This is a genomic window from Nocardioides rubriscoriae (genome assembly GCF_008087085.1).
Taxonomy (GTDB): Bacteria; Actinomycetota; Actinomycetes; order Propionibacteriales; family Nocardioidaceae; genus Nocardioides; species Nocardioides rubriscoriae.
Genome location: NZ_VIYJ01000003.1, coordinates 503,994 through 516,717, shown reverse-complemented (window position 1 = coordinate 516,717; position 12,724 = coordinate 503,994). Strand labels below are relative to the sequence as shown.

Here is a 12,724-nt window from a genome sequence, read left to right as displayed (position 1 = left end):
CGGTTGACCACGGCTGAGCTCCTGGGGCAGCCCGCTGCCCTGGGAGCTCAGTAGGTGAACTGGTCGACGAGCTGGTTGAGCGTGACCGCCATCCCGCCGAGCGCCTCGGCCGAGTGCTGGGTCGTCCTCGAGCTGGCCGTCGTGCGCGAGGCCAGGTCGGCGACGTGGGTCACCGCCTCGGCGATGCTGCGACCGCCCTCGGCGGCGTAGGTCACGCTGCGGGAGATGTCGGAGCTGGCGGCGGTCTGCTCCTCGACCGCGGCGGCGATCGTGGTCTGGGCGTCGTTGATCTGCAGGATGATCCCCGAGATCTCCGAGATCGCCCGGACCGCCGCCTCGGTGTCGGTCTGGATCACCGCGACCCGGCTGGCGATGGTCTTGGTGGCCTTGCCCGTCTCGGCCGCCAACTCCTTGACCTCGTTGGCCACGACGGCGAAGCCCTTGCCCGACTCGCCGGCCCGGGCGGCCTCGATCGTGGCGTTGAGGGCCAAGAGGTTGGTCTGGGCGGCGATGGAGGTGATCACCTCGATGACGCTGCCGATCTCGGCCGACGACGTCCCGAGCCGGGCGACCAGCGCGGTCGTGGTCTCGGCCATCTCGACGGCGCTGGTGGCGACGGCCGCCGCACGCGTCGCGTTCATCGAGATCTCCCGGATCGACGCGGTCATCTCCTCGCTGCCCGCGGCCACCGCCTGCAGGTGGCCGGAGACGTCCTCGGCGGTCACGGTCATGCTCTGCGCCCGGGCGGCGGACTCCTCGGCCGACATCGACACGTCGACCGCGACGGCCCCCAGCTCCTCGGCGGCCGTGGTCAGGGCGTAGGCGCTCTGGGCGATCGAGGCGACGGTCTGGTTGAGGCGGGCCGTGGCACCGTCGAGCGCCCCGGCCATCTGTCCCATCTCGTCGGCGCTGCTGACGTCGGCGTGGCCGGTGAGGTCGCCCTGGGCCAGGCCGGCCAGCACCGCGCCGACCCGCTGCAGGGGCCGCAGGATCGAGCGCACGAGCACCATGCCGATCAGCCCGACGAGCAGTGCGCCGGCGAGGCCCGCGACGACGAGGACCGTCTGGGAGACGTGGAGCCCGGAGAGCCCGCTCTGCGCCTCCTCAGCCCGTGCGTCGACCACCTCGCTCATCTTCGGCAGGCTGGTCTCCAGCGCCTCGAAGCTGCTCAGGAACTCGGCGTAGCCCGGTTGGGCGGACTCGGGCGAGTCGAGCGCGAGCCGGATGCGCGTCCGGGCGTCGTCGACGTAGGCCTGCGCGACCGGCATCACCTCCTGCACCGCGGTCGACACCTCGGACCCCAGCCCCGAGTCGGCCACGGCGCGCAGCTGGTCGAGCAGCGACGTCGCGTGCTCCTCGAACGCCGCTGCGGCCGCCGCCCGCTGCTCGGGCTGCGCGCCGGACCGCAGGGTCTCGAGGACGTCGCCGCGGATGGCGTCGTGCATCATGTCGGCCTGCAGGGCGGAGCCGGTGGCGTCGTTGGCCTCGAGGAGGACCTCGCCGCGCGCCGAGGCGTCGCGCAGGGCGGTCACGGCGACGATCGCGAGCACGGCGACCACCACCGACGACACCGCGACCATGGCCAGGACCCGGCTGCGGACCGAGCGGTCGGCGAGCCAGCCGCGCAGGCCCACGAGGGATGCCGTGGGCGCCGTCGGGAGCGTGTGGAGAGCTGCAGTTGCCATCGTGGGACCTCATCGGGGCAGCAGGGGACGCGCGGGGTGCGTCAGTGGGATCGGTCAGCGGCGCGGCGACCTGAGGAGGACCGCTGCGCGGAGGAACCCACGCCGGTCGCCTCAGGAGTCGCCGCGAACGGCCGATGGGGCTGGTGGGTTCTGCCATGATCAGGAGGTAGCAAGAGGTGAGGTGGGCGATGGAGAACGTGATCCACTCACCGTTCGCCGAGCGCGACCGCCAGGACGTCCGCCTGCTGCGCACGCTGGTCGACCAGCTGCCCGCGCTGATCGCCTACTGGGACGTCGACGGGCGCAACGTGGTGGCCAACCACGCCTACGTGGAGTTCTTCGGCCTCGAGCCGGAGCGGATGCGGGGCATGCACATCAGCGAGGTCCTCGGCACGGAGGTCTACGCCAAGAACCTGCCCTTCATCACCGGGGCGCTGGCCGGCCAAGAGCAGCTCTTCGACCGGACCCTGGTCGACCAGGCCGGCCACACGCGGCACACCCAGGCCTCCTACGTCCCCGACGTCATCGGCGGAGAGGTGCACGGCTTCTTCGTCCTGGTCACCGACGTGACCCCGCGCGTCAAGGCCCAACGCGCGATGGACGAGGCGCAGGCCCTGGCCAAGCTGGGCAGCTGGGAGCTCGACGTCGCGACGGGCGTGGTCACCTGGAGTCGCAACCTGTACCGGCTCGTCGGTCTCGACCCCGAGGAGACCGGAACGTTGACGCTGCCCGCCAAGGCCGTGCTCGTCCACCCCGACGACCGAGATCGCGTGCTGTCCAACGTCGAGCAGGCCACGCGCACGGGGCGTCCCTACGCCATCGGCTACCGCGTCCTCACCGAGGCGGGGGGTGAGATCGAGGTCGTGAGCCAGGGCAACCCGGTCGTCGACGCGCAGGGCCGGGTCACGCGGATCAACGGGACCATGCAGGACGTCACCGAGGCCAACGCCGCCGCACTCGACCTGGCGCGGGTCAACGCCGAGCTGCGCCGCGCCAACGAGCTCAACGCCGACGTCATCGCGATGCTCGGCCATGACATCCGCAGCCCGATGACCGCGATCTTCGGCTACCTCGAGCTGCTCGAGCAGCACTGGGGCACCTTCGAGGACGCCGATCGCCGCAGCTACGTCACGAAGGCCCGGGCGGCGGCAGGGCGCCTCAGCGCGATGATCGAGCGCATCCTCGCCCTCGCGGCCGTCGACAGCGGCCGGATCGACCCACGACCGCAGGACCTCGACCTCGCCCGCGCCCTCGACGAGATCGCCCAGGAGTCGGGCCTGCCCGGTCGACCGCTCGTCGACCTCGCCCCCGGCATCGCCCGCAGTGTCTCCTTCGACCCGGTCCACCTGCAGCAGATCGTCGGCAACCTGCTCACCAACGCCTTCCGCTACGGCGCCGAGCCCGTGTGCGTCACCGCCCGTGAGGGCGCCGACCGGCACGTCGAGGTGCTGGTCAGCGACGCCGGACCCGGCATCGCCGAGAGCGAGACGGGCGCGCTCTTCACGCGCTTCGCCCGCACCGGGCTGCGCCAGCGGGCCGCGGGGGGCACCGGGTTCGGGCTCTACATGGCCGCCCAGCTCGCCCGGGCCAACGGCGCGACCCTGACCTACCGACCCCGCCGCGACGACCGGCCGCACGCCTTCGTGCTGTCGATCCCGACGGTGCGCGAGATCGCCGGCGACGAGGCGGCGGTCAGCCCGTCGTGACCCGGCCCGTCGCGACCGGGCCCGTCGTGAGGCGTCCGGACGCGACCCGGCCGGCGGTGGCCAGCCGTGCGTCGACCGCCGCCGGGCTGAGCACGCGGTCGAGCGCCATCGAGGCGCACCCGACCAGGCCCGCCCGGTCGCCGTAGGTCGAGGGCAGGAAGCGCAGGTCGCGCGTGGCCAGCGCCGAGGCGCGGGCGTAGACGCTCTCGCGGACCCCGGCGGCGTAGACGTCGAAGGCCGCGGCCATGTCGCCGCCGATCACGACGGCCTCGGGGTTGAGGATGTTGATGGCGACGGCGAGCACCTCGCCGAGACGGCGTCCGCTCTCGCGCAGGTGGTGCTTGGCCTCGGCGTCGCCGGCGACGGCCAGGGCCGCCAGGTCGCGCACGTGCCCGACGGGGTGGCCGGCCTCCTGCAGGCTGGCCACCAGCGCCCAGCCGGCGGCGATGGTCTCCAGACAGCCGACGTCGCCGCAGCGGCACGGACGGCCGGCGGCCGCGTCGACCTTGGTGTGGCCGATCTCGCCGGCGGCGCCGAGGTGGCCCGAGACGACCCGCCCCTCGGCGAGGATGCCGAGCCCGAGCCCGGTGGAGGCCTTGAGGACCAGCAGGTCGCGGTGGACGGCGGCGTGACCCAGCCGCTCGGAGCGAGCCAGCACGTCGGCGTCGTTGGCGACGTACGTCGCGCCCGGCCCCTGCTCGGCGAGGCCGGACTCGAGGTAGGCGACCAGGTCGACGCGATCCCAGCCGGCCATGGCGGGTGAGTCGATGCTGACCCCGCGGACCGGGTCGACGGTGCCGGGCAGACTGATGCCGGTGCCGAGCACCGGGCGGGCGGAGCCGAGCTCGGTGCCGAGCCCGGCCACGAGCCGGGCCAGCTGGTCGGCGACCCGGGGCATGACGACGTCGGGCGGGGCGCCGACCTCGTGGTCGACCGAGGCCTCGGCGAGCTCGGCGCCGCCGAGGTCGAAGACGGCGAGCTGGCACCGGGAGCGGCCGATGGCCGCGGCGAGGACCACGCCGGCGCCGGCGTTGAGACGCAGCGCGGCCGCGGGCCGCCCCCCGGTGGACGCGAGGTCGTCACCGGCGACCACGAGGCCGGCGTCCTCGAGCGCGGCGAGCCGGGCGTTGACCGCCGTGCGGGACAACCCGGTGAGCCGGACGAGGTCGGAGCGGCTGTCGGCCTGGCCCCGACGGACCAGCTGGAGGACGTCGCCGGCGGTGGTCACGCCCCGATCCTAGACCGCACCCCGGCCACTTATGTCCATTCAATGCGTAAGTCTGCTTGTAGGCGACGTACTTAGGCCCTACCGTTCCACGGGTGACCCTTCCGACCTCCGAGCTCCACGGCGCCATGCCGGTCTGCGACATCACCGTCGTAGGAGCGACCGGCGACCTCGCGCTGCGCAAGATCCTCCCGGCCCTCTACCGCCGCGACGCCGAGAACCAGCTGCGCCCGACCTCGCGGATCATCGGGGTCTCCCGCTCCCCCCTCGACGCCGCCGGCTACCGCGCGGTCGTCACCGAGGCCCTCGAGCAGCACGTCGGCGACGACCTCGACCCGGTGGTGGTCGAGCGGCTGCTGGCCCGCATCGACCACCTCACCCTCGACGCCGCCGACGCCACCGACTGGCACCTGCTGCACGCCGTGCTCAAGCAGGACGCCCACCCGGCGGACAGGGAGGCCGTGCGCGTCTTCTACCTCGCCGTCGCCCCCGGCCTCTTCGGACCGATCTGCCACCGCCTCGACGAGATCGGCGTGGTCGACCCGACCGCCCGCGTGGTGCTCGAGAAGCCGATCGGCGCCGACCTCGCCTCCGCCCGCGCGATCAACGAGGCCGTCGGCCAGGTGTTCGCCGAGCCCCAGATCTTCCGCATCGACCACTACCTCGGCAAGGAGAGCGTGCAGAACCTCCTGGTCACGCGCTTCGCCAACACCTTCCTCGAGCCGCTGTGGAACTCCCGGTGGGTCGACCACGTGCAGATCACCGTCGCCGAGACCCTCGGCGTCGGCGAGCGCGGCGACTACTACGACCACGCCGGCGCGCTGCGCGACATGGTGCAGAACCACCTGCTGCAGCTGCTGTGCCTGGTCGCGATGGAGCCGCCGACCTACGTCGGGCGCGAGACCGTGCGCGACGAGAAGCTCAAGGTGCTCCAGGCCCTCAAGCCCATGACCCCCGACGACGTCGACCGCGACACGGTCCGCGGCCGCTACGGCCAGGGCCTGGTCGACGGGGTCGCCGTGCCGTCGTACACCGAGGAGCTGGGGCGTCCGGGCAGCGCCACCGAGACGTTCGTGGCGATCCGCGCCGAGGTGCAGAACTGGCGCTGGGCCGGCGTCCCGTTCTACCTGCGCACCGGCAAGCGGATGGACCGCAAGATCTCCGAGATCGTGGTGGTCTTCAAGGAGCCGCCGCACCGGATGTTCCCCCACCACGAGGGCACCCAGCCCAGCCCCGCCGCCAACCGGCTGCACATCCAGGTCCAGCCCGACGAGGGCATGCGGCTGCACATGACGGCCAAGGAGCCCGGCCCCGGCGGCATCCGGCTGCGCCCGGTCTCGCTCGACCTCAGCTACGCCGCGGCCTTCGACGCCCGGATGCCCGACGCCTACGAGCGGCTGCTCATGGACGTCATCCGCGGCAACCCGACCCTGTTCATGCGCCGCGACGAGGTCGAGGCCGCGTGGACGTGGGTCGAGCCGATCCTCCAGCGCTGGGCGGTCACCCCCGACCGTCCCAAGCGCTACCCGGCCGGCACCAGCGGGCCGACCGCCGCCGCCACGCTCCTCGAGCGCGACGGCCGAACCTGGCAGGAGTCCGACCTTGACTGAGGCCCCGACCCACCCCGTGGTCGCCGCGGTGACGCAGCGCATCGTCGAGCGCAGCGCCGCCACCCGTACGGCGTACCTCGCCCGCATCCGCGCCGCGGCGAGCACCGGACCCGCGCGCGGCGACCTCGGCTGCGCCAACCTCGCCCACGGCTTCGCCGCGTCCGACGCCCCCGACAAGCTCGCCCTGCGCGGGCGGGTCAAGCCCAACCTGGCCATCGTCACCAGCTACAACGACATGCTCTCCGCCCACCAGCCGTACGCCGACTACCCGCCGGTCCTCAAGCGCGCGGCCGCCAGGGCCGGGGGCCTGGCGCAGGTCGCCGGCGGCGTCCCGGCCATGTGCGACGGCATCACCCAGGGCCGCGCCGGCATGCAGCTGAGCCTCTACAGCCGCGACGTCATCGCGATGTCGGCCGCGATCGCCCTGAGCCACGACATGTTCGACGGCGCCCTGATGCTCGGCGTCTGCGACAAGATCGTGCCCGGGCTGCTGATCGGGGCGCTGTCGTTCGGCCACCTGCCGACCGTCTTCGTGCCGGCCGGGCCGATGGCCTCGGGGCTGCCCAACAGCGAGAAGGCCAAGGTGCGCCAGCTGCACGCCGAGGGCAAGGTCGGCCGCGAGGAGCTGCTCGAGGCCGAGGCGGCGTCGTACCACTCGCGCGGCACGTGCACGTTCTACGGCACCGCCAACTCCAACCAGCTGCTGATGGAGGTGCTCGGCCTGCACCTGCCGGGGTCGTCCTTCGTCAACCCCGGCACCCCGCTGCGCGAGGCGCTCACCCGCGCCGCCGCCGCCCGCGCCGTCGCGATCACCCGCCAGGGCGGCGAGCCGACCCCGATCGGCGAGGTCGTCGACGAGAAGGCCGTCGTCAACGCCTGCGTCGCGCTGCTGGCCAGCGGCGGCTCGACCAACCACACGCTGCACCTGGTCGCCATCGCCCGGGCCGCGGGCATCCACCTCACCTGGGACGACCTGTCGGACCTGTCGGCCGTGGTGCCCTCGCTGTGCCGGATCTATCCCAACGGCTCCGCCGACGTCAACCACTTCCACGCCGCCGGCGGGATCGCCTTCCTCGTGCAGACCCTGCTGCGCCACGGGCTGCTGCACGACGACGTGCTGACGATCATGGGTCGCGGCCTGCACCACTACACCCGCGAGCCGGTGCTGCGCGGCGAGGACCTGACGTGGGAGGAGGGCCCCAAGGCCAGCCTCGACCACGACGTGCTGCGCCCCGCGGCAGGCGGACCCGGACCGTTCGCCCCCGACGGCGGCCTCAAGCTGCTGCGCGGGCCCCTGGGCGTGGCCGTCGTCAAGACCTCGGCGGTGGCGCCCGAGCACCGCGTCGTGACCGCGCCCGCGATGGTCTTCGACGACCAGGACGCCCTCCTCACCGCCTTCGGCGAGGGCCGGCTCGACGGGCGCGACCTGGTCGCGGTCATCCGCTACCAGGGCCCGGCGGCCAACGGGATGCCCGAGCTGCACAAGCTCACCCCCGCCCTCGGCGTCCTCCAGGACCGCGGCCAGCGCGTCGCCATCGTCACCGACGGCCGCATGTCGGGCGCCTCCGGCAAGGTGCCCGCCGCGATCCACGTGACACCCGAGGCCGCCGTGGGCGGACCGCTCTCACGCGTGCAGGACGGCGACGTCATCACCGTCGACGCCGAGCGCGGGGTGCTCGACCTCGCCGTCGACCCGGCCGCGCTCCAGCAGCGCCGGCCGACCGGTCGCGCACCCGAGGGCCCCGAGTGGGCCGGCACCGGCCGCGAGCTCTTCGCCGCCTTCCGCGCCACCGTCGGCCCGGCCGACGCCGGCGCGTCCGTCTTCCCCACCCACCCGGCCCCGGCCGCTCCCTCGGAGGTGCCCCTTGTCCACGCCTGACCTGCTGCCCGACTCGCTGCTCGACCTGGTCCCGGTGATGCCCGTGGTCGTGCTGCACCGCGTCGAGGACGCCGTACCCGTGGCGCGGGCGCTCGTCGCCGGCGGCCTGCCCGCGATCGAGCTGACGCTGCGTACGCCGGTCGCCCTCGACGCCCTGGCCGCGATCGCGGCCGAGGTGCCCGAGATCGTGGTCGGCGCGGGCACCGTCGTGTCGGCCGGCCAGGCCAAGGAGGCCCACGACGCGGGCGCCCGGTTCCTGGTGTCCCCCGGCGCCACGCCGACGCTGCTCGCCGCGATGACCGACACCGGGCTGCCGTTCCTGCCGGGGGTCGCGACCGTGTCGGAGGCCCTGGCCGTGCTCGAGACCGGCCTCACCGAGATGAAGTTCTTCCCCGCCGAGGCCTCGGGCGGCGCGGCGTTCCTGTCGTCGGTGGCCGCGCCGGTGCCGGCGGCGCGCTTCTGCCCCACCGGGGGCATCACCCCCGCCAACGCCGCCCGCTACCTCGCCCTGCCCAACGTCGGCTGCGTCGGCGGGTCCTGGCTCACCCCGGGTGACCTGGTCGCCGCCCGCGACTGGGACGCGATCGCCGGCCTGGCCCGCGAGGCGGCCGCGCTCGCCGGCTGACGACGGCGTCTCACCCCGACCGGGGTGCGGCCGCCGGTAGGTCGAGGTGGAAGACCGTGCCCCCGGCGGCGCCTCCCGACGCCGTGCCCCCCGCGGGCTCGCACCACAGGGTGCCGCCGTGGCGCTCGGCGATCGTGCGACAGATCGTCAAGCCCAGGCCGGTGCCGCCCACGCCCTCCAGCCCGGGGGTGCGGGTGTGCGCGCGGTGGAACCGCTCGAAGACGTGCTCGTGCTCCCCTTCCGGGATCCCGACCCCGTTGTCGGTCACGTCGACTCGCACCCGCTCACCGTCCCGGCGGCCGGTGAGCACCACCCGGGGGACCGTGCCGGGGGCGACGTACTTGAGGGCGTTGGTGACCAGGTTGAGCAGCAGCTGCCGGACCATGTCGGGATCGGCAAGGACCTCGGGGAGCGTGCCCTCGACGACGACCTGACCCTGCTCGCCGGGCGCCAGGAGCTCGGTGGCGAGGCGGGCCACCAGTCCGTCCGGGCCGTCCAGCACCAGGGGCACGACGTGGATGGCGCCGTCCTCGGCGACGGCCTGCGCGAGCAGGTCGTCGATCAGCGACTCCATCAGCTCGCACGAGGCGTTGGCGCGTGCCAGCGCCTTCGCGCCGGGGCCGTCGTCGCCGGAGCGATTGGCTGCGGCGAGCTGGATCCAGCCGTGCGTGACGTGCAACGGGGTCCGCAGGTCGTGGGCGACGACGGCGGCGAAGTCGGCGAGCCGGGTGCTGCGCCGCCGGTCCTCGGTGACGTCGCGGTAGACCACGACGGCACCGGCGCGCGGAGCAGGCGACACTCCCCCGGTGAGGGCGGCGGCCGTGACCGACAGCACCCGCGGTACGCCCGCAGCGCTCTCGACCTGCAGGTCGTGGGGCGCCACCACGCCCTCGCGCAATGCGCGCCGCGACGGCAGGTCGTCGCGGGCCAACGGCGAGCCGTCCATCCGGCGTACGGCGTAGGCGCTGGCCGGGTCGGCGACGCCCTCGGGGTCGCTGCCCAGCAGGTCGCGCGCCGCCGAGTTGGTCCGGACGATGCGGCCGGCGTCGTCGGTCACGACGACCCCCTCCGTCATGGCCTCGGTCATCGCGTCGAGCAGCTCGGCGCGCTCGGCCAGCGTCGTCTGGGTCGTGCGCAGCTCGTCGATGAGGCGGGTGCGCTCGTCGCGACCGGTGGCCACGGCGAGGACCGTCAGCAGCAGCACCATGAGGAACCCCTGGGTCATCAGCACCTCGGTCTCCGGGGTGTCGAGCGAGCCGAAGGGCCCGCGCCCGGCGAGGGTGAGCCTGATCAGTGCCGCACCGAAGAACGAGGTGTGCGCCACCGCGGTCAGCGTCGGGAAGCGGGACGCGCACCAGACCCCCAGCGGCACCACTGCGAAGGCCAGTGGCATGTCGGGCTGCCCGAAGGCGAGGACGTAGAGCCCCACCGAGGCGACGAGCAGCACGACGAGCTCACCGACACCGAGGGTCCCGAGCACCGACTCGCGCCAGGTCGTACGACCGCGGGCCCGCTCGGACAGCGCCTCCCACACGAGGTGCCCCACGACTCCGAGGAGGAAGACACCGGTCAGGTTGCGTCCCCACCAGTCCACCAGGCTGGCTGCGCGCAGGTCGGCGCCGAGCAGGGCCAGGCCGCCGCTGCCGATCGCCGCACCGAGCAGCGTGGCGATCGCGACGGCGAGGCTGCCGCGGACCAGGAGCCCGAGGTCGTGGACGCTCGCGTCGCCCCCCACCCCCAGCACCGCGCCGCCGCACCACCGGGCGAGCAGGACCACGGCGACGACGGTCTGGACGACGTTGGCCACGACCAGCACCACCACCTGCTCGGTGGACGCGCCGGTCGCGACGAGCACGGCAGCCAGCACGACCGCCATCACGACCAGGCAGGCGCGCCGCCACGAGGGCGTCGGCTGTGTCAGCAACCACAGGAACGCCACCCCGGCCGCGGGCCACACCAGGCTCAGCCCGCCCGGCTCGAGCACCGTCGCCCGACCGACCAGCGCGGCCACGGCGTACGTCAGGGTCCACAGACCGAACCGGGGCAGCGGACCGGTCCGCACTACGGGCAGGAGGTCGACGTGAGCAGCAGCGTCGTGGCCCGACGTCGACAACACAACTCATCCCTTCGCTCGCGAGGCGGGGAGGACACGTCGCGCACCACCACACTGACCTCACAGACTGTCGGTGCGGGACCGGCAGGGGTGGGAGGACCCGGGTCCACAGTAACGCCCGAAGCCTGAGGAAAGTCACGACATATCAGGACACACCGGCCTTGCCGTCTGTCACACTGAGGCGTGGAGGGAGTTCTATGAAGCAGACGCTTCCCGCTGCAGAGATCGGGGTCGTGGTGATCGACGACCGCGCCGAGATCCGCGAGCTCATCGAGGCCCAGCTGGCCCAGTCGACCCGCGTCCGGGTCATCGGCGCAGCGGGTGACGGCCGCTCCGGCATCGAGACCGTGCGCCAGCTGCAGCCCGACGTCGTCCTGCTCGACCTCGGCATGCCCACGATGGACGGCCTCGAGGCACTCCCGCTCCTGCGCTCGGCGGCCCCGGACGCCAAGATCATCGTGCTCTCCGGCTTCCAGGAGCTCTCCCAGGCCCAGCAGGCCCTCGACGCCGGCGCCCACCTCTACCTGGAGAAGACGCTGTCGCTGCAGCTGGCCGACGTCATCGAGGAAGCGGTCGACGGCGACTGAGCCCTGCTGTGGCGGGGGGCCGGCCGGCGCTCAGGCTCGTGGCAGGTAGCCGGGCCTACGGTCCCGTCCATGCCCACCACTCCCTTCGCGGCACCCAAGGTGCCTGCCGTCCTCCTGCTGCTCTGGGTCGTCAAGCTGCTCACCACCGGGATCGGCGAGACCGGGGCCGACTTCCTCGGCACGCTCAGCATCCCGCTGGCGGCCGTCGTCGGTATCGGTGGCTTCGCGGTGGCGCTGTGGCTGCAGCTGCGGGCCGACGCCTACCACCCGGCCCGGTACTGGACGACGGTGCTCAGCGTCGCCCTGTTCGGCACGATGGTCGCCGACGGCCCGCACGTCGCCCTCGGGACGCCGTACTGGGTCGACTCGCTGGTCTACCTCGTGCTGCTCTGCGGGTTGCTGGTCTGGTGGCGGCGCAGCGAGGGCACCCTGTCGGTGCACTCGATCGTCACCGCGCGCCGCGAGCGCTTCTACTGGGGCGTCGTCCTGCTCACCTTCGGTCTCGGCACCGCCCTGGGTGACGCCGCCGCGATCGACGCGGGCCTGGGGTTCGTGTGGTCGATCCTGCTCTTCGGCGTGCTGATCCTGGTGCCGTTGGCCCTGTGGCGGCTCGGGCTCGACGCCACGATCGCCTTCTGGGCGGCGTACGTGATGACGCGGCCGCTGGGCGCCTCGGTGGCCGACTGGCTCGGCAAGTCGCGGCACGACGGCGGCGTGGGCTGGGGAACCGGACCGGTCACCGCGGTGGGCCTGCTGCTCTTCGCGGCGCTGGTCGCCTACCTCGTCGCCACGCACGCCGACCGCGAGACCGGCGTCGCTGCTGCTGCCGTCGTTCCGAGCGAGGCTCAGAGCGAGGCTCAGAGCGACGTGGTGCGCACCGGCATCGAGGCCTGAGCGTCCCAGCCGCACCCGAGCTGGTGACCCGAGAGCGAGGTCCAGGGCAGCCGGACGAGGGCGGCAGTCTCCTCGCCGGCACCGCCGACGTCGTCGGGCGTCACGACCGCCACCCCGCGGGCCACGACGCTCCAGCCGGCCCAGCACTCGTGGCTGACCAGGTCGACCTCGAACGCGACCTGCGCCTGGTGGGCCCAGCGGGCCAGCAGGGTGCGGGCCCGGGTCCTGATCACGACCTCGTCGCCCCACACCCGGTAGTGGACGGGCACGATCTCCGGGCCGCCCGGGGTGGTCAGGGCCATCCGGCCGAGGATGCCGGCGCGCAGCAGCCGATCGCACTCGGCACGGGCCAGCACCGTGGGGTCCTTGAAGGTCCTCATCGCGCCATCGTGGACGGCGC

10 protein-coding genes are annotated in these 12,724 nt (G+C 73.6%); 6 read left to right on the top strand and 4 right to left on the bottom strand.

From position 1 onward, the window contains the following. Window positions 1–47: 47 nt before the first annotated feature. Window positions 48–1,685 carry a methyl-accepting chemotaxis protein gene (locus FZC61_RS09095; protein WP_148613810.1) on the bottom strand — a complete coding sequence of 546 codons (1,638 nt, stop codon included), beginning with the start codon at window positions 1,683–1,685 and terminating at the stop codon, window positions 48–50. Window positions 1,686–1,882: 197 nt separating this feature from the next. Here FZC61_RS09095 and FZC61_RS09090 point away from each other — a divergent pair, with 197 nt between their 5' ends. Further along, window positions 1,883–3,391 (top strand): sensor histidine kinase, encoded by a 1,509-nt coding sequence (locus tag FZC61_RS09090; RefSeq protein ID WP_170286039.1) that lies wholly within the window; start codon window positions 1,883–1,885, stop codon window positions 3,389–3,391. Here the strand turns inward: FZC61_RS09090 and FZC61_RS09085 are convergent. Beyond that, window positions 3,378–4,619, bottom strand: a complete 1,242-nt coding sequence (locus tag FZC61_RS09085) for an ROK family transcriptional regulator (RefSeq protein ID WP_148613808.1) — start codon at window positions 4,617–4,619, stop codon at window positions 3,378–3,380. The two genes, FZC61_RS09090 and FZC61_RS09085, sit on opposite strands and share 14 nt — an antisense overlap. A gap of 92 nt (window positions 4,620–4,711) precedes the next feature. Here FZC61_RS09085 and zwf point away from each other — a divergent pair, with 92 nt between their 5' ends. The 3 genes from zwf to eda are packed head-to-tail and all read left to right on the top strand — an operon-like array spanning window position 4,712 to window position 8,730. Continuing rightward, window positions 4,712–6,226, top strand: coding sequence for a glucose-6-phosphate dehydrogenase (gene zwf / locus FZC61_RS09080; protein ID WP_246142613.1), 1,515 nt, complete (start codon window positions 4,712–4,714; stop codon window positions 6,224–6,226). Beyond that, entirely contained in the window at window positions 6,219–8,105 is a 1,887-nt protein-coding gene (edd, locus tag FZC61_RS09075) for a phosphogluconate dehydratase (RefSeq protein ID WP_148613807.1), read from the top strand. The genes zwf and edd overlap by 8 nt, the downstream gene beginning before the upstream one ends. Next, entirely contained in the window at window positions 8,092–8,730 is a 639-nt protein-coding gene (gene eda, locus FZC61_RS09070; protein ID WP_246142612.1) for a bifunctional 4-hydroxy-2-oxoglutarate aldolase/2-dehydro-3-deoxy-phosphogluconate aldolase, read from the top strand. The genes edd and eda overlap by 14 nt, the downstream gene beginning before the upstream one ends. Window positions 8,731–8,740: 10 nt before the next feature. Here the strand turns inward: eda and FZC61_RS09065 are convergent, their stop codons facing one another. Next, window positions 8,741–10,846 (bottom strand): ATP-binding protein, encoded by a 2,106-nt coding sequence (locus tag FZC61_RS09065; protein ID WP_148613806.1) that lies wholly within the window; start codon window positions 10,844–10,846, stop codon window positions 8,741–8,743. A 194-nt stretch (window positions 10,847–11,040) separates the two neighbouring features. On the opposite strand from FZC61_RS09065, the gene FZC61_RS09060 reads away from it, so the two are divergent. Together FZC61_RS09060 and FZC61_RS09055 are read left to right on the top strand one after the other, a co-directional pair. Further along, window positions 11,041–11,430, top strand: coding sequence for a response regulator (locus FZC61_RS09060; protein WP_148613805.1), 390 nt, complete (start codon window positions 11,041–11,043; stop codon window positions 11,428–11,430). Between the two features lie 69 nt (window positions 11,431–11,499). Beyond that, window positions 11,500–12,324, top strand: coding sequence for a COG4705 family protein (locus tag FZC61_RS09055; RefSeq protein ID WP_148613804.1), 825 nt, complete (start codon window positions 11,500–11,502; stop codon window positions 12,322–12,324). On the opposite strand, the gene FZC61_RS09050 is transcribed toward FZC61_RS09055, so the two are convergent. Then, window positions 12,288–12,704, bottom strand: a complete 417-nt coding sequence (locus tag FZC61_RS09050) for a pyridoxamine 5'-phosphate oxidase family protein (RefSeq protein WP_148613803.1) — start codon at window positions 12,702–12,704, stop codon at window positions 12,288–12,290. The two genes, FZC61_RS09055 and FZC61_RS09050, sit on opposite strands and share 37 nt — an antisense overlap. Between the last annotated feature and the right edge of the window lie 20 nt (window positions 12,705–12,724).